The sequence below is a fragment of the Streptomyces sp. BBFR2 genome (assembly GCF_044497305.1).
Lineage (GTDB): Bacteria > Actinomycetota > Actinomycetes > Streptomycetales > Streptomycetaceae > Streptomyces.
Genome location: NZ_CP172415.1, coordinates 2353804 through 2369498, shown reverse-complemented (window position 1 = coordinate 2369498; position 15695 = coordinate 2353804). Strand labels below are relative to the sequence as shown.

Genomic DNA, 15695 nt, shown 5'->3' with positions numbered 1-15695 from the left:
TCCTTCCTGGGCGCTACGCCGCAACACACTGAACGCAGCGAGTTTAGGGACTGGCGACACCGCGTGCCGACCCGTTCCCTGAGGTGACCTTCCCCACACGGAGCGTGGCACGCGTGCCTCTCAGGAGGTGACACCCCCTGACAGCCCAGGGTAGGCCCGGTTCCGCGGCGCCGGACGAGCGGCTCGATGTGGTCTAGCTCTCTGCGCTGTATCGGACAGCGGGTCGGCAATTCTTTGTGGAGTCCCTACGAATGGGCGAAGGAAAGTTTGCGCCCGGCGCGGCGCCAGGGAGCCTCCGGGCGGCCCGCCGCCTCCGTGTGCGCACACCTCTTGCCCCGGCCGTTACCCGTTAGTAGCGTGCGCGCTGTCTTCTGTACTCGCGGTAACACGGCACGGCCCGCAGGACGCGGGCGCACGGCGACGGGCCCTCGGCGCCCGGCGGCGGCACATCCGGTACGGACGGAAGCAGGTGGGGCGGTGGCGGCGCGGAGACCCGTGGCGGTGGTGGCGGCCGTGGTGCTGATGCTGGAGGCGGGCGGCGTCCTCCTGCTGAACTGGATCATGAGCATCGTCGTCGACCGGCAGCAGATGTCCCTGGCGGGGCTGCGGCCCGGCGCGATGACCACGGGCGCGCTGGCCGCCGGGGCCCTCGCCGCGCTCTGCCTCCTCGGCTGCGCCGCCCTGCTGCTGCGCACCGCGCTCCGCGACCGCCCGCCCGGCACCCTCGCCCGGATCGCGCTGATCGTCTGCGCCGTGGCGCACGCGGTCCTCGGCGCCTTCGCCGTCGGCATGCTCGGCTGGCTCGCCTTCGCCGCCCTGATGGCCGTCCTCGCCCTGCTGGTGCTGACCCTGGTGGCGTACGGGGAACGGCCCGCCGCGCCGGTTTCCGGGCCGGGCACGGAGCCCGCGCCCGGCCCGGAAACCGGCGGTCCGGAGCCCACTTCGGTGTGAGGCCGGCGGGCCCGGGCGCGGCGGCGCGGGACCGGGCGGCGGCTCCGCCCGCGGGGCTCGACGGGCGATGCAGCGGCTCCGGCCGTGAGCCCGGCGGTCGTGGTCGCTCCGGAACGGGCGCGGCGGCGAGCCCCCGACCGCCCGGCCCGGCCGCGGCGGCTCCTACCGTTCCGTCAGGTCTCCGCGTCTCCCGCCCCCGTCGTTCCCCGTCCGCCTCACGCCCACAGATCCGTGAGGCGGACGTCCAGCTCGCCCAGGAGGCGGCGGAACAGCGGGAGCGAGAGGCCGATGACGTTGCCCGGGTCGCCGTCGATGCCGTCGATGAAGGGGGCCGAGCGACCGTCGAGGGTGAACGCGCCGGCGACGTGGAGCGGTTCGCCGCTGGCGACGTAGGCGGCGATCTCGGCGTCGTCGGGCTCGCCGAAGCGGACCGTCGTCGAGGCGGTGGCGGAGGTGCGGCGGCCGTTCGCGGTGTCGATGACGCAGTGGCCCGTCCGCAGCACGCCGGAGCGGCCGCGCATCGCCTTCCAGCGGGCCGTGGCGTCCTCGGCGTCGGCGGGCTTGCCCAGCGCCCGGCCGTCCAGCTCCAGCACCGAGTCGCACCCTATGACGAGCGCCCCGGCGGCCTCCGGGCGCGCGGCGACCGCGGTGGCCTTCGCCTCGGCCAGCACACGGGCCAGCTCGCCGGGGGTGGGGGCGGTGAGCGCGTCCTCGTCGACCCCGCTGACGATCACCTCCGGGGCCAGCCCGGCCTGCCGGAGCAGGCCCAGGCGCGCGGGTGACTGGGAGGCGAGGACGAGACGGCGGGGGCGGGGCTCTTCGGTCATGCCCGCCATCGTACGGAGCGCCGCGGCGGGCGCGGCGGGCCTGTGGACAACCGGTCCGGCGGAACCGCCGGCGGCCCGGCGGACGTCCTCGGCCGTGGAGCGGTCCGGCGGGCGGCGGGAACGATTACACGTCAACGCCCGGCCAGCAGCACCATGGTGAGCATCGAGGCGATCGCCATGACGAGGCCCAGCCGGCGGAGCCGTTTCTGCGCATGGCGCAGCTCCTCGGGAGGCTCGTCGGGCGGATCGGACCACAGCATGGTTCCGATCCTGCGCCCGCCGAGGGTTCGGGCGCCTGAGTACGCGTACTCAGGCGCCCTCGCGCGCGGAACGCCCGCACCCGGACGACCAGGGCGAACGCGACGTGTGCGGCGTACCTCACATACCGGTGGTGCCGGTCAGCGCGGCCAGTAGCTGGTGCGCCAGGCGCGCGGTCCCGGGTGCGGGGTGCGGTGGGCCGGGATGCGCGCCGCCGGGTCGGACCACTCCGAGACCGGCTCCGGCTCCGGCTCTGCGCTCCCGGCAGCGGCGGCGCGGACCTGCACCACCGCGAGCGCGGCGGCCAGCTCCTCGGGTGTGGGGTTGCCCCGTACGACCTTGATCATGGTCAAGCCCTCCTTCGGGACGCGGCCTACAGCGGGATGTTGCCGTGCTTCTTCGGGGGCAGCGCCTCGCGCTTGTTGCGCAGTGCGCGCAGTCCGCGGACGATGTGGCGCCGCGTCTCGGACGGCATGATCACCGCGTCGACGTAGCCGCGCTCGGCCGCCACGTACGGGTTGAGCAGCGCGTCCTCGTACTCCTGGATCAGCTCCTGGCGGCGGGTGGCCTGGGCCTCGGGGTCCTCGATGGCGGCGAGGGTGCGGCGGTGCAGGATGTTGACGGCGCCCTGCGCGCCCATGACGGCGATCTGCGCGGTCGGCCAGGCGAGGTTGAGGTCGGCGCCCAGGTGCTTGGAGCCCATGACGTCGTACGCGCCGCCGAACGCCTTGCGGGTGATGACGGTGATCAGCGGGACCGTCGCCTCCGCGTAGGCGTAGATCAGCTTGGCGCCGCGGCGGATGATGCCGTCCCACTCCTGGTCGGTGCCGGGCAGGAAGCCGGGCACGTCCACGAAGGTCAGGACGGGGATGTTGTACGCGTCGCAGGTCCGCACGAAGCGGGCGGCCTTCTCGGACGCCTTGATGTCGAGGGTGCCGGCGTACTGCATCGGCTGGTTGGCGACGATGCCCACCGAGTGGCCCTCGACGCGGCCGTAGCCGGTGAGGATGTTCGGCGCGTACAGCGGCTGGACCTCCAGGAACTCCCCGTCGTCCAGGATGTGCTCGATCGCGGTGACCATGTCGTACGGCTGGTTCGCCGAGTCCGGGATCAGCGTGTCGAGTTCACGGTCGTGGTCCGACGTCTCCAGGTCCGCCTCCTCGGGGAAGGCGGGCGGCTCGGAGAGGTTGTTGGACGGCAGGTACGACAGCAGCGCCTTGACGTAGTCGATGGCGTCCTTCTCGTCGGACGCCATGTGGTGCGCGACGCCGGAGGTGGCGTTGTGGGTGCGGGCGCCGCCCAGCTCCTCGAAGCCGACGTCCTCGCCGGTGACGGTCTTGATGACGTCCGGCCCGGTGATGAACATGTGTGAGGTCTGATCGACCATCACCGTGAAGTCCGTGATGGCGGGGGAGTAGACCGCGCCGCCCGCGCACGGGCCGACGACCAGTGAGATCTGCGGGATCACGCCGGAGGCATGGGTGTTGCGGCGGAAGATCTCGCCGTACATCCCGAGCGAGACCACGCCCTCCTGGATGCGCGCGCCACCGGAGTCGTTGATGCCGATGACCGGGCAGCCGTTCTTCAGCGCGAAGTCCATCACCTTGACGATCTTCTCGCCGAAGACGCCGCCGAGCGCACCGCCGAAGACCGTGAAGTCCTGCGAGAACACCGCGACCGGGCGGCCGTCGACCGTGCCGTAGCCGGTGACCACGCCGTCGCCGTACGGGCGGGTCTGCTCCAGCCCGAAGTTGGTCGAGCGGTGCCGGGCGAACTCGTCGAGCTCGACGAACGAGCCCTCGTCGAGGAGCAGATCGATCCGCTCGCGCGCGGTCAACTTGCCCTTCGCGTGCTGCTTCTCCACCGCACGGGCGGAACCGGCGTGCGTGGCTTCATCGATCCGCCGCTGCAAATCCGCCAGTTTGCCCGCGGTGGTGGTCAGGTGTGCTTCCGGCTCGGACATCGGGATGCGGCTCCTGCTCGTCCTGGACTGGTGCGCGTACGGGGAGACGTACGGCCTTGCTACCGCTTCGTAGCGTATCGGCGGGGGTGATCGGCGGCACTGCGTCGTTGACCACACCTAGGCTGGTTCCATGACACCTCAACCGCCGGAAAACCAGGACAAAGACGGCCGCTCGCCCGGGCCCGGGGACGGCACCGGCGCGTCGGGTGCCACCGGGGGCGGCCGCTGGAGCGATCTGGAACGGCCGCCGCTCGACGCCCGGGCGCTCCGGCGGGCCCTGGTGCGGCCCGGCTCCCTGTGGACCGCGCTCGACGTCGTCGACGCCACCGGCTCCACCAACACCGACCTCGCACTGCGCGCCGCCGCCGGGGCGCCCGAGGGCACCGTGCTCCTCGCCGAGGAACAGACCGCCGCCCGGGGGCGCCTGGACCGCCGCTGGAGCGCGCCGGCCCGCTCGGGGATCTTCGTCTCCGTGGTGCTGACCCCGCGCGTCCCCCAGGAGCGCTGGGGCTGGCTGCCGCTGCTCGCCGGGGTCGCCGTCGCCTCCGCGCTCTCCCGGGCCGCGGGCGTGGACACCGCACTCAAGTGGCCCAACGACATCCTGCTGACCGTGGACGGCGCCGAGCGGAAGGCCGGCGGCATCCTCGCCGAGCGCGCCGGGGACGGCATCGTCCTCGGTATGGGCCTCAACGTCTCGCTGCGCGAGGACGAGCTGCCGGTGCCCACCGCCACCTCCCTCGCCCTGGCCGGGGCGCACACCACCGACCGCGACACCCTGCTGCGGGCCGTCCTGCGCTCCCTGGAGACCTGGTACGCCGCCTGGCAGGACGCGGACGGTGACCCGGGCGCGAGCGGGGTGCAGGAGGCGTACGCCGCGGGATGCGCGACCCTGGGCCGTACCGTCCGCGCCGAACTCCCCGGTGACCGGGTGCTGCGCGGTGAGGCGGTGGCGCTCGACGGCGACGGGCGGCTGATCCTCGCGACCGAGGAGGGCGTGCAGCAGCCGGTGGGCGCCGGCGACATCGTCCATCTGCGGCCGGACGCGGGCGGCGGCTACACCTGACCTGCGCCCTTGCGTACGGCGGCGCCGGTGGCCGAAACGCCGAGCGGCGCGGCCGGGCGGACGGCTCCGACCGGGCACGGGAGAGTGAGCCAGAGCACACCTGCCGTATCGTTGAGGCGGCCCGCCGGGGAGCGGGCCACCGGCGAGCAGTGATCGGAAGGGCAGTGCGCAGGCAGCGGACAGGGAGCGGGCGGTGACCGCCGGCGACGCGGGCGGACCGCCCGAGAGCGCGGCCACGCCGGACGGACCCGCCACGGGCTCCGGCGCCGCCGCATCCGACGACGGCCCCGGCGAGCGGGGCCCCGGCGGCGCGGCGGCCTCCGCGACCGCGGACGAACCCCCGCCCGGGGCGCCCGGCGCGGGCTCCGCGGCGCCGGGCGCGGCCCCGGCGGCCTCGTCGACGGCCGCCGACTCCGACGACACCATCGCCATCCGTCTGGAACAGCTCATCCTCGGCGCCGACCGCCGCTACACGCCGTTCCAGGCGGCCCGCAGCGCCGGGGTCTCGATGGATCTGGCGGCCCGGTTCTGGCGCGCCATGGGCTTCGCCGACATCGGGCAGGTCAAGGCGCTCACCGAGGCCGATGTGCTGGCGCTGCGGCGGCTGGCCGGTCTGGTCGAGGCCGGGCTGCTGAGCGAGGCGATGGCCGTACAGGTGGCGCGCTCCACGGGCCAGACCACCGCCCGCCTCGCGGACTGGCAGATCGACTCCTTCCTGGAGGGCCTCACCGAGCCCCAGGACTCCGGCATGACCCGTACGGAGATCACGTACCCGCTGGTCGAACTCCTCCTGCCGGAGCTGGAGGAGTTCTTGGTGTACGTCTGGCGGCGGCAGTTGGCGGCCGCCACCGGGCGGGTCGTGCGCGCGCAGGACGACGACGAGATGGTGGACCGGCGCCTGGCCGTCGGCTTCGCCGACCTGGTGGGCTTCACCCGGCTGACCCGGCGGCTGGAGGAGGAGGAGCTGGGCGAGCTGGTCGAGGCGTTCGAGACGACCTGTTCCGACCTGGTCGCGGCGCACGGCGGCCGGCTGATCAAGACACTCGGCGACGAGGTGCTGTTCTCCGCCGACGACGCCGGGGTGGCCGCCGAGATCGGGCTGCGGCTCATCGAGACGATGACGCACGACGAGACCATGCCGGAGCTGCGCGTCGGTATCGCCTTCGGCACCGTCACGACGCGGATGGGCGATGTGTTCGGCACGACCGTCAACCTCGCCAGCCGGCTGACGTCGATAGCGCCGAAGGACGCCGTCTTCGTGGACCAGGCGTTCGCGGAGGAGCTGGGCCGCACCGGCGACGCCCCGGTCTCCGAGGCGGCCGCCGCGGCGGCGGAGAAGGCCGCGGCAGAGGCCACCGCGAGCGGGCTGACGCCGGAGCTGCCGACGTACCGCTTCGCGCTCCAGCCGATGTACCAGCGGCCGGTGCGCGGGCTGGGCGTCATCGAGCCCTGGCAGTTGACCCGGCGCGGCTGAGACGGCGCGCCCGGGGCGGTGCGGGTCCCTTCCGGCCGGTCGGCCCTGTTCCGGTCCGTGCCGAGCTGACATGATCCCGGCGGAACCGAATCAACGGTCGTTAACCGGGAGGGTCGCATGCAGCGGTTCGGCGAATGGGTCCGTGTGGAGCGGCACGGCTGGGTGGCGGAGCTGGTCATGGACCGGCCCGAGGCGATGAACGCGGTGTCGACAGCGATGGCCGACGCGCTGGCGCAGGCGTGCGCCGCCCTCGCCGCCGACACCGCCGTACGGGCGGTCGTCCTCACCTCCACCCACGAGCGGGCGTTCTGCGTCGGCGCCGACCTCAAGGAGCGCAACTCCTTCACCGACGCGGACCTGCTGCGGCAGCGCCCGCGCACCCGCGCCGCCTACACCGGTGTCCTGGAGCTGCCGCAGCCCACCGTCGCCGCGGTCCACGGCTACGCGCTCGGCGGCGGCTTCGAACTGGCGCTGGCCTGCGATCTCATCGTGGCCGACGGCAGTGCGGTGGTCGGGCTGCCCGAGGTGTCGGTGGGTGTGATCCCCGGGGGCGGCGGTACGCAGTTGCTGCCGCGCCGGGTGGGGGCGGCACGCGCCGCCGAACTCGTCTTCACCGCCCGGCGGGTGCGCGCCGAGGAGGCCGTACGGCTGGGGCTGGTCGATCAGCTCGTGGACGTCGGCGCGGACCGGGCGCAGGCGCTGGAGCTGGCCGCGCGGATCGCGCGGAACTCGCCGGTGGGGCTGCGTGCCGCGAAGCGTGCGATGCGGCTGGGCCACGGTCTCGATCTGCGTGCCGGGCTGGAGGTCGAGGACGCCGCCTGGCGCTCCGTGGCCTTCTCCGGCGACCGCGCGGAGGGCGTCGCGGCGTTCAACGAGAAGCGGGATCCGGACTGGCCCGGGGAGTGAGGCGCGGGGCGGACCGGACCTGTGCCCCCGGGGAGCGCGGGGGCGCCCGGCGCGCGCGGGCGCGCTCCCCATGGCCGCCGGTCCGCGCCCCCGTCCGCCCCGCCGGTTCCGCGGGACGCGGGTGGATCACCGTGGGTGAGGATGACCTCCGGGTGTGGGAGCCGCGCGTAAGGGGCGAAAGGGGTTAAACATTCCTACGCTGTAGTACAGAGTGTGCTCACGGTTACGGAATGTGAGGGCCCGGTGACGGATGAGGGCGATGCGAAGCTGCGGGCCGTGGTGGAACTGGCGCAGGCGATGGCGGCGGCGCACGCACCACGCGATGCCGCGCACGCCGCGGCGCAGAGCGTACGGCTGGCCCTGGGCGGCTCCTTCGCCGCGATCTCGAAGTGGGAACGCGAGCGCGGAAAGCTGCGGGTGCTGGTCAACGTCGGCGAACTCGCCGACGACGAGCAGGAGTTCCCGGAGGACGAGTCGTACCCGGTGCACGAGTTCCCGGAGATCGTCGGACTGCCGCGCGAGCGCCGGGCGGCGGGCGGCGGCCCCGACGCGTGGGTGGAGCACGCCGACGGGGCCGGTGCGGCGAGCGGGGTGCCGCTCGCCGTGGTGCCCGCGGCGGCCAGCCCCCAGGACGCGCCGCTGCCCGGGGCCCCGGCGCAGGTGACGGCCGTCGCGCCGGAAGGCGGCGGGAGCGCCAACCGGCGGCGGGCGGCCGCGCTGCGCCGCCGTGGCCGCGGCTGCTGCGTGGTGGCGCCGCTGGTGCTGCGCGGACGCGCGTGGGGCGAGCTGTACGTGGCGCGGGCGGCGGGGGAGCCGGTGTTCGGCGCGGCGGACGCGGAGTTCGCGACGGTGCTGGCCGCCGTGACCGCCGCCGGGATCGCCCAGACCGAGCGGTTGGCGGAGGCCCGCCGGCTGGCCTTCACCGACGCGCTGACCGGGCTCGCCAACCGCCGCGCCGTCGATATGCGGCTGGACGAGGCGCTGGAGGCGCACCGCCGGGAGGCGGCCGTGGTGAGCCTGGTGGTCTGCGACCTCAACGGCCTCAAGCAGGTGAACGATTCGCAGGGTCACGCGGTCGGCGACCGCCTGCTGGAACGATTCGGCTCGGTCCTCTCGCTCTGCGGCGCCCGGCTGCCCGGCACCCTCGCCGCCCGGCTCGGCGGCGACGAGTTCTGCCTCCTCGCGGTCGGCCCGCCACCCGACGACGTGGTCGAGGTCGCCGCCGAACTCTGCGTCCGCGCAGGGGAGTTGGGGCTCGGTGACGGTGTCGCGGTGGGCGTCGCCTCGACCGGCGACCCGATCGGCCCGGTCCGCACCGCCCGCCGTCTCTTCCGCCTCGCCGACGCCGCGCAGTACCGCGCGAAGGCCGCCCGCGCGGCGGAGCCGGTGGTGGCCGGGCGCCACGGCGGCCCGGACGACCCCGTCGTCCGCCTCGCCGACACCCCGGAGCGCCGGCCGGGCACGGAGCGGCGGCGGTTCCGGCGGTGAGGGGGCGCGGGGCACGTCGGACGGTACGGGCCCCGGGGGCGCCGGGAGCTTGGTGCGGGGACCGGCCGGAACGCTCCGTACGAGCCGGGGCCGAGGTGCTTCCGCAGACCCGGCCCGATGCTTCTGTGCAGGTCAGGGCTGGTGTCGCGCGGGCTCAGCGCGCGCTGTCGCGGTTCACGTACCGTCGTGGTTCCGGCGGACGGAGTAGCTGACCAGTCCGGCGCCGAGGGCGAGGCAGGCGGCGCCGCCGATGACGTACGGGGTGGTGTCCGGGGAGCCGGTCTCGGCGAGGGAGCGGGCGGCGGCGCCGTCGGGCCGTGTTCCCGGGCCGCTCCGGAGGGCACTGCCCCGGTCGGCGGTCACCGCATCGGAGCCTCGGGCTCCGCCGTCCGGGACCGTGGCGGCGGTGGTCCGCGCTCCGGTGGCGGGGGCGTCCTCGGCGGAGACGATCGCGTGCGCGGACGGGACGAACCACAGGGCGATCAGCACCGACCCCGCGGCTGCGGCGGTCAGCAGTGGTCGGCGCGCGGTCACAGAACAATCCCCCTTGCAGGTCCGGCGAATTGGCCGCTGACCTCAGATGTTAGTGACCGCAGCGGGTCGCGGGAAAGTCAGGCCCCGGAGTGCTTACCCTCCGTCCCATGAGCAATGGCGAGACATCACGGTTTGTACGGCTTCATATCGAACTGGTCCTGGAGGTCACCGACCCCGGTCTGCTGACCGCCGCGGCGCTCGACCACGTCGCCGCCGACCCCTCCTTCCCGGACGGCGGACGCCATCAGGCACAGGAGGCGGTGCGCGAGGACCCGGCGGAGGCGCTGGCCCACCTCGTCGACCCGTCCGACCTGGTCACCGCGGTCCCCGGCACCGCCCTCGCGCAGGCGTCCTGGAGCTGCGAGGAGCGCGGCGACTACGACCCGGACGCGGCGTGGGACGCCGATGAGTGGGAGCTGGCGGGCGACTCCCTCCCCGTCGAGGAGGAGGTCTGATCCGGCCCCGTCCACACGGAGCGTGACCACCGTCCGCGCGCCCCCGGGGGAGCTTCCGTGCTCCCCTCCCGGCGCCCCCGCGGCCCTCGTACGACACCTGTCGTACGAGGGCCGTTCCCGTGCGCGGCGAAGCCCCGCCCGCCGCTCCATGGAGCGGGCGGAGCATGATCGGGGCGTCTCGCGGGCGTGTGCCCGCATTGCGTGTCGTTCCCCACACTTTGTCCGGATCCGGCGCGAACCACGGGGAAAGTGGCGTTTCCTGGACGTCGGCCGGGGAGGCTGCACCCGGTCTGCTGCTCGGGGATTCCTATCGGATCAATGGAGAAGCGTGTGATGACGGACAGCAAGCGCCGCAAGGGCTTCATAGCCACCGCCGCGCTGGCCGGGGGCGTGGTCGTGCTCTCGGCCTGCGGCAGTGCGAGCGGCGTGGGCGGCGACAGCCACGCGAGCAGCGGTTCCACCCCGGCGCACGAGAAGTCCCAGCAGGTCGACGAGGCCGCGGCGCAGGACGCCTCGGACGCGAAGATCAAGATCACGCCCAAGGATGGCGCCTCCACCGCGGGCATCAGCAAGGACGCGAAGGTCACCGTCAAGAGCGGCAAGCTCACCTCGGTCACCATGACCGCCGTCGAGTCGAAGAAGAGCGTCGGCGGCACGCTCTCCGCCGACGGCGCGTCCTGGACGCCGTCGTCGGACCTCGCCCGCGCGACGAAGTACAAGATCACCGCACATGCCGTGGACTCCGCGGGCCGTAAGGCGGTCGAGAACTCCACCTTCACCACCGTCTCCCCGGCCAACAGCTTCATCGGCACCTTCACGCCCGAGGACGGCGCGACCGTCGGCGTCGGGATGCCGGTCTCGATCCACTTCGACAAGCCGGTCAAGGACAAGAAGGCCGTCGAGTCCGCGATCACCGTCGCCTCCAGCAGCAACCAGAAGGCCGTCGGCCACTGGTTCGACGACACCCGCCTGGACTTCCGCCCGCAGGAGTACTGGAAGGCCCACTCCGGGATCACCGTGAAGCTGGCGCTCGACGGCGTCCAGGCGTCGCCCGGTGTGCAGGGCATCCAGAACAAGACGTTCCACTTCAACGTCGGCCGCTCGCAGGTCTCCACCGTCGACGCGAAGACCCATCTGATGACGGTGGTGCGCGACGGAAGGACCCTCAAGACGATCCCGGTCTCGGCCGGCAGCGACGACCACCCGACGTACAACGGCCGGATGGTCATCTCCGAGAAGTACGAGCAGACCCGGATGGACGGCTCCACCGTCGGCTTCACCAACAACGACGGCGAGGGCGAGTACGACATCCCGGACGTGCCGCACGCCATGCGCCTGTCGACCTCCGGCACCTTCATCCACGGCAACTACTGGGGCAAGGGCATCTTCGGCGCCGTCAACACCAGCCACGGCTGCATCGGCCTGGCGGACGCGAAGGGCGCCGGCGACCCGTCCACGGACGGCGCGTGGTTCTACGACCACTCGCTGATCGGCGACGTCGTCACCATGGTCAACTCCCCGGACCGCACCGTCCAGCCCGACAACGGCCTCAACGGCTGGAACATGGACTGGCAGCGGTGGATCGCCGGCAGCGCCCTGGGCGGCGCCGCCTCCTGACGCGGCTCCCGCCGGGCCCTCGGCTCCGGCGGTGCGACAACCTCTGAGCGGCGACCGGTTTGACCCGGTCGCCGCTCAGCCGTCCCCGGCCCGCGTCAGACCGTGTACCGATAGGCCGGATACGTCAGATAGCCCGCGTCCCCGCCCTCGTAGTACGTGGTCTCGTCGGCGGGGGCGAGCGGGTGTCCGGCGCGCAGCCGCTCGACGAGGTCGGGGTTGGAGACGTAGGCGCGGCCGAAGCTGATCAGGTCGGCGCCCAGGCCCAGCCAGCGGTCGGCGTCGTCCCGTCCGGTCCGCTTCGCGCCCATCGGCAGCACCGGATTCATGATCAGCGCGCCCGGCCAGGCCCGGCGCAGCGCGAGCAGCAGCTCCTCCTCGGCGGTCGCCTCCAGATGGATGTACGCGAGGTCCAGGCGGGCCAGTTCGGCGAGGAGGGCGGTGTACAGCTCCGGTACGTCGCGGTCCTCGACGCCCCAGAAATCGGTGCCGGGCGAGAGCCGGATACCGGTGCGGGCCGCGCCCACCGCCTCGACGGTGGCGGCGGTCGCCTCGACCGCGAACCGGATGCGGTGCGCCACCGGACCGCCGTAACGGTCCGTCCGCAGGTTGGCGTTGGACGAGAGGAACTGGGAGATCAGATAGCCGTTGGCGCCGTGCAGCTCCACACCGTCGAAGCCCGCGTCGACCGCGCGCCGGGCGGCCAGCGCGTACGACCGCGCGTGCTCGGGCACCTCGGCGGTCTCCAGGGCGCGCGGCATCGGGGCGGGCTGCCGCCCGGACGGGGTGAACACGTCGCCGGTGGCGGGGACGGCGGAGGGGCCGACCGGCTGCGTGCCGATGGTCTCGGGGTGGGAGACCCGGCCGCCGTGCATGATCTGGGCGAAGATCCGGCCGCCGTTGGTGTGGACGGCGTCGGTCACCGGGCGCCACGACGCCACCTGCTCATCGGTGTACAGCCCCGGCGTCCCCGGGTTGGACTGCCCGATCAGGCTCGGCTGCACCCCCTCGCTGATCAGCAGCCCGGCGGTGGCGCGCTGCGCGTAGTAGGCCGCCATCGACCCGGTCGCCAGTCCGCCCGCGGCGGCCCGGACCCGGGTCATCGGGGCCATCACCACCCGGTTGGGGAGCGTCAGTTCACCGAGCCGGTAACCGGAGAAAAGGGTTGTCACGTCCGGGCTCCTTCGGAATCCGCGTGCCCGCGCTTCGGACACGCGGCTACGCTAAAACCTCACATCGATGTCAGAGGCAAGCGCTGTGGCGCAGGTCACAGGCGGGGTGGAGGGTGCCGTGCGGATCGGGGAACTCGCGACACGGACGGGCGTCAGCGTCCGGTCCCTGCGCTACTACGAGGAACAGGACCTGCTCCATAGCGTGCGCAGCCCCAGCGGCCAGCGCCACTACGAGGAGGCCCACGTCGAGCGGGTCCTGTTCATCCAACAGCTGTACGCGGCGGGCCTGTCCAGCCGCATCATCGCCGAACTGCTGCCCTGCGCCGACGCGCCCAGCGCCGAGAACTCCGACTCCGCCCTGATCCGGATGGCCCAGGAACGCGACCGGCTCACCGCCCACATCGCCGACCTCGTCCGCACCCGCGACGCCCTCGACACCGTCATGGCCACGGCACGCGCCTACCGCGAACAGCTCCGCACGGGTCGCCCGGACACCGCCGAGGCCCGCCGGCCCTCCGTACAGTGAGCGGGTGAGTGAGCGTACGGAGAGCGGACGGGTGAGCGGGGGCGGCCGGTCCGGGGGCGGCCGCGCCGGAGAGGAAGGGCGTCGGAGCCACCGGGCCGGATCGGAGGCTTCCGGCGACGACGGGCGGGCCCGTACGGGGCGCGCCGGTGCGGGTGACGGCGGGGACCGCTCGGCCGGGTCCGGCGCGGAGCCCGCCGGGGGCGGGGGCGGGGGCCGGGCTGGTGCGGGCGGCGGCGGGGGGCGTTCCGGTCGGGGTCGTTCCGGCGAGGAGCGTTCCGGTCGGGGTCGTTCCGGCGAGGAGCGTTCCGGCCGTGCCGCCGGTGGCCGGGGGCGTTCCGGTCGGGACCGTTCTGGCGAGGGCCGTTCTGGCGAGGATCCTTCCGGTCGGGACCGCTCTCGCCAGGGCCGTTCCGGCGAGGACCGTTCCGGCCGTGCCGCCGGTGGCCGGGACCGGGGTGCCGACGCCCTGGTCGGGGAAGTCCTCGGCGCCGTCCGCTACGCCGACGACGGGGCGGCAGCCGAGGACGCGATCGAGGCGGGTGCCTCCCGGCTCGCCGCCGCGTCCGAGGGGTGGGAGGCGGTCTCCGCCGCCGTCCTGCGGGCCGCCGCCGACGCGGTACGCCGCTGCTGGGCGGGCGGCTGGGAACCCGCCGACCTGGAACGGATCATCCGCCGCGACGCCGCCGACCCCGCGCACGTCGGGCCCGTCGTGGACGCCCTCGCCGCCGACGCCCGGCGCGGCCCCCGCCCGCCGTCCGCCACCGCCCGCTGGGACGACCAGCTACGGCGGCTCGGCGCCGAGGTCTGGTGGCCGTCCGACGCCGGCTACCTCGACGCGCTCGCCGCCCGCCGCCGCACCACCCGCTTCGAGACCGCCTGCGCCGTCCTCGCGGCGCTCCGCGCCCTCGCCCGGCTACCGCGCATCACCCCGCTCCCGGCCGCACCGCCGCCCGCCGCCGCGTCCCCGGGAGCCTCCCGCGCCCTCGGCCGCATCCGCGGCCTGCTCGCCAAGGCCGAGGCGACCGACTACGCCGAGGAGGCCGAGGCGCTGTCGGCCAAGGCCCAGGAACTGATGGCCCGTCACAGCATCGACGAGGCCCTGCTCGCCGGGGCGGCCGGCGGCCCCGCGGACGGCCCCGGCGCGATCCGCATCGGCATCGAGGGCCCGTACGAACAGGCCAAGGCCCTCCTCCTCGACGCCGTCGCCACCGCCAACCGCTGCCAGGCCGTCTGGTCGTCCGACACCGCCTTCTCCACCCTCATCGGCCACGGGCCCGACCTGGAGGCGACGGAACTCCTCTACACCTCGCTCCTCCTCCAGGCCACCACCGCCATGCACCGCGCCGCCGACGCCCACCACACCCGCGGCCGCGCCCGCCGCACCCGCGACTTCCGCCAGACCTTCCTCGTCGCCTACGCCGACCGCGTCCGCACCCGCCTGACCACCGCCACCGAGACGGCCACGACCGAGGCGACGACCTCAGGCGCCGGAACGGCCGCCGACCTCCTCCCCGTCCTCGCCGCCCGAGCCCTGGCCGTGGAGGAAGCCACCAGCACCCTCTTCCCCGACACGGCCCCCGTCCGCCTCCGCGGCCTGAACGACGCGGAGGGCTGGCACCAGGGGCGGGCGGCGGCGGACCGGGCGCGGTTGGGGGAGGGGTGAGGGGCGCAGACCGGGGGCCTCATCCGTCAGCCCATGAGGCCGGATCCACGACGTTCACGTCATCGAGGCGCATGATGAGTTGCCCGGCCCGCACCCAACGGATTCTGGGGTCGCCGTAGGCGACGCCGACCGCACCGACCGGGAGTGGCGCCGCAAGCCCCGGCCGGTAGAGGGCACCGCGCACGCCCACCGGCCGGAAGCTGCGGACGCGCAACGCCACGCACCGCTGTCGTAGATGAGGGCAGATCCGCAGGGACGCGGCCGCGCACGGCCTGCACAGCGGCGGGTGGGTGGTCAGCAACTCCGCGGGCCAGGACGTGCGATCGTGCGGATCTTCGCCCAGAAGCCAGAGCACTCCCTCCGCGTTGCGATCCGCGGGACCGCCGCACACCTGGCACAGCAGCTCTGCCATGGCCCGGTGCTGCCGCAGCGTGTGCACTTCGCCGAACTGGGGGCGGCCCTTCCCAGGAATGGACGGCGTGCGGCTCCACAGCACACCCCGTGTGTCACGGTCGTAGGGCTTCTCGTCCGCGTAACCGATGCCTCCGCGCTTCTCCACCAGGCGTAGGGGCGGATGCCGCTCCGCACTCCACCGGGTGATGTAGGGGACCGGACCTGTCCAAGAGGTCTGGCGCGGGAGGTTTTTCCGGTTCTGAGGGGCGAGCCTGTCGGTCGTCATGCCAGCCAGGCTGGCCACCCATGAGGGACGAATCCTCCCGTGATCCAGGCGCTTTGGGGCATTACGGCGGTACCTTGAAGAACGCCCAAATGTCCATGGAGGGCACCTTGAACGGTTCGTTA

General features: G+C 74.0%; 16 protein-coding genes. 9 read left to right on the top strand and 7 right to left on the bottom strand.

The annotated features are described in order from the left end of the window. Positions 1 to 522: 522 nt before the first annotated feature. A complete protein-coding gene (locus tag ACGH2B_RS08885; protein ID WP_399096833.1) occupies positions 523 to 951 on the top strand; it encodes a hypothetical protein in 429 nt (142 codons plus the stop codon). Positions 952 to 1166: 215 nt separating this feature from the next. On the opposite strand, the gene ACGH2B_RS08880 is transcribed toward ACGH2B_RS08885, so the two are convergent. The 4 genes from ACGH2B_RS08880 to ACGH2B_RS08865 all read right to left on the bottom strand — a co-directional run bounded on the left by ACGH2B_RS08880 (position 1167) and on the right by ACGH2B_RS08865 (position 3999). Next, positions 1167 to 1778 carry a Maf family protein gene (locus ACGH2B_RS08880; RefSeq protein WP_399086705.1) on the bottom strand — a complete coding sequence of 204 codons (612 nt, stop codon included), beginning with the start codon at positions 1776 to 1778 and terminating at the stop codon, positions 1167 to 1169. A gap of 131 nt (positions 1779 to 1909) precedes the next feature. Then, positions 1910 to 2038, bottom strand: coding sequence for a morphogenic membrane protein MmpB (gene mmpB, locus ACGH2B_RS08875; protein ID WP_399086702.1), 129 nt, complete (start codon positions 2036 to 2038; stop codon positions 1910 to 1912). Between the two features lie 138 nt (positions 2039 to 2176). Further along, on the bottom strand, positions 2177 to 2383 hold the full coding sequence (locus ACGH2B_RS08870; protein ID WP_399086699.1) for an acyl-CoA carboxylase subunit epsilon: 207 nt from the start codon (positions 2381 to 2383) through the stop codon (positions 2177 to 2179). 26 nt (positions 2384 to 2409) lie between these two features. Then, the gene (locus ACGH2B_RS08865; RefSeq protein ID WP_399086697.1) at positions 2410 to 3999 is read right to left on the bottom strand and encodes an acyl-CoA carboxylase subunit beta; all 1590 of its coding nucleotides are present in this window, start codon (positions 3997 to 3999) and stop codon (positions 2410 to 2412) included. A 130-nt stretch (positions 4000 to 4129) separates the two neighbouring features. On the opposite strand from ACGH2B_RS08865, the gene ACGH2B_RS08860 reads away from it, so the two are divergent. The 4 genes from ACGH2B_RS08860 (at position 4130) to ACGH2B_RS08845 (ending at position 8930) form a co-directional block, all read left to right on the top strand. Next, a complete protein-coding gene (locus tag ACGH2B_RS08860) occupies positions 4130 to 5062 on the top strand; it encodes a biotin--[acetyl-CoA-carboxylase] ligase (protein WP_399086694.1) in 933 nt (310 codons plus the stop codon). Positions 5063 to 5255: 193 nt separating this feature from the next. Next, a complete protein-coding gene (locus tag ACGH2B_RS08855; RefSeq protein WP_399086691.1) occupies positions 5256 to 6536 on the top strand; it encodes an adenylate/guanylate cyclase domain-containing protein in 1281 nt (426 codons plus the stop codon). Between the two features lie 117 nt (positions 6537 to 6653). Next, on the top strand, positions 6654 to 7442 hold the full coding sequence (locus tag ACGH2B_RS08850) for an enoyl-CoA hydratase/isomerase family protein (protein WP_399086688.1): 789 nt from the start codon (positions 6654 to 6656) through the stop codon (positions 7440 to 7442). Between the two features lie 297 nt (positions 7443 to 7739). Beyond that, entirely contained in the window at positions 7740 to 8930 is a 1191-nt protein-coding gene (locus ACGH2B_RS08845; RefSeq protein WP_399096830.1) for a GGDEF domain-containing protein, read from the top strand. Positions 8931 to 9104: 174 nt separating this feature from the next. Here ACGH2B_RS08845 and ACGH2B_RS08840 read toward each other — a convergent pair whose 3' ends face one another. Further along, the gene (locus tag ACGH2B_RS08840) at positions 9105 to 9464 is read right to left on the bottom strand and encodes an LAETG motif-containing sortase-dependent surface protein (protein WP_399086685.1); all 360 of its coding nucleotides are present in this window, start codon (positions 9462 to 9464) and stop codon (positions 9105 to 9107) included. Between the two features lie 107 nt (positions 9465 to 9571). Between ACGH2B_RS08840 and ACGH2B_RS08835 the strand changes: the two genes are divergently transcribed. Together ACGH2B_RS08835 and ACGH2B_RS08830 are read left to right on the top strand one after the other, a co-directional pair. Next, positions 9572 to 9919, top strand: a complete 348-nt coding sequence (locus ACGH2B_RS08835) for a hypothetical protein (protein WP_399086682.1) — start codon at positions 9572 to 9574, stop codon at positions 9917 to 9919. A 333-nt stretch (positions 9920 to 10252) separates the two neighbouring features. Beyond that, positions 10253 to 11536 carry an Ig-like domain-containing protein gene (locus tag ACGH2B_RS08830; RefSeq protein ID WP_399086679.1) on the top strand — a complete coding sequence of 428 codons (1284 nt, stop codon included), beginning with the start codon at positions 10253 to 10255 and terminating at the stop codon, positions 11534 to 11536. Between the two features lie 95 nt (positions 11537 to 11631). On the opposite strand, the gene ACGH2B_RS08825 is transcribed toward ACGH2B_RS08830, so the two are convergent. Further along, positions 11632 to 12705: an alkene reductase gene (locus ACGH2B_RS08825; protein WP_399086676.1), complete on the bottom strand. Its 1074-nt coding sequence runs from the start codon at positions 12703 to 12705 to the stop codon at positions 11632 to 11634. 118 nt (positions 12706 to 12823) lie between these two features. Between ACGH2B_RS08825 and ACGH2B_RS08820 the strand changes: the two genes are divergently transcribed. Further along, on the top strand, positions 12824 to 13231 hold the full coding sequence (locus tag ACGH2B_RS08820) for a MerR family transcriptional regulator (protein ID WP_399096827.1): 408 nt from the start codon (positions 12824 to 12826) through the stop codon (positions 13229 to 13231). A 466-nt stretch (positions 13232 to 13697) separates the two neighbouring features. Further along, on the top strand, positions 13698 to 14894 hold the full coding sequence (locus ACGH2B_RS08815) for a DUF2786 domain-containing protein (protein ID WP_399096825.1): 1197 nt from the start codon (positions 13698 to 13700) through the stop codon (positions 14892 to 14894). 19 nt (positions 14895 to 14913) lie between these two features. On the opposite strand, the gene ACGH2B_RS08810 is transcribed toward ACGH2B_RS08815, so the two are convergent. Further along, the gene (locus ACGH2B_RS08810) at positions 14914 to 15573 is read right to left on the bottom strand and encodes a hypothetical protein (protein WP_399086673.1); all 660 of its coding nucleotides are present in this window, start codon (positions 15571 to 15573) and stop codon (positions 14914 to 14916) included. Positions 15574 to 15695 lie beyond the last annotated feature (122 nt).

Bases quoted from the DNA above. Each gene is read 5' to 3' on its own strand.
- ACGH2B_RS08885 (WP_399096833.1), top strand. From the start codon at position 523: ATGCTGGAGGCGGGCGGCGTCCTCCTGCTGAACTGGATCATGAGCATC.
- ACGH2B_RS08880 (WP_399086705.1), bottom strand. From the start codon at position 1,778: ATGACCGAAGAGCCCCGCCCCCGCCGTCTCGTCCTCGCCTCCCAGTCA.
- mmpB (WP_399086702.1), bottom strand. From the start codon at position 2,038: ATGCTGTGGTCCGATCCGCCCGACGAGCCTCCCGAGGAGCTGCGCCAT.
- ACGH2B_RS08870 (WP_399086699.1), bottom strand. From the start codon at position 2,383: ATGATCAAGGTCGTACGGGGCAACCCCACACCCGAGGAGCTGGCCGCC.
- ACGH2B_RS08865 (WP_399086697.1), bottom strand. From the start codon at position 3,999: ATGTCCGAGCCGGAAGCACACCTGACCACCACCGCGGGCAAACTGGCG.
- ACGH2B_RS08860 (WP_399086694.1), top strand. From the start codon at position 4,130: ATGACACCTCAACCGCCGGAAAACCAGGACAAAGACGGCCGCTCGCCC.
- ACGH2B_RS08850 (WP_399086688.1), top strand. From the start codon at position 6,654: ATGCAGCGGTTCGGCGAATGGGTCCGTGTGGAGCGGCACGGCTGGGTG.
- ACGH2B_RS08845 (WP_399096830.1), top strand. From the start codon at position 7,740: ATGGCGGCGGCGCACGCACCACGCGATGCCGCGCACGCCGCGGCGCAG.
- ACGH2B_RS08835 (WP_399086682.1), top strand. From the start codon at position 9,572: ATGAGCAATGGCGAGACATCACGGTTTGTACGGCTTCATATCGAACTG.
- ACGH2B_RS08830 (WP_399086679.1), top strand. From the start codon at position 10,253: ATGACGGACAGCAAGCGCCGCAAGGGCTTCATAGCCACCGCCGCGCTG.
- ACGH2B_RS08810 (WP_399086673.1), bottom strand. From the start codon at position 15,573: ATGACGACCGACAGGCTCGCCCCTCAGAACCGGAAAAACCTCCCGCGC.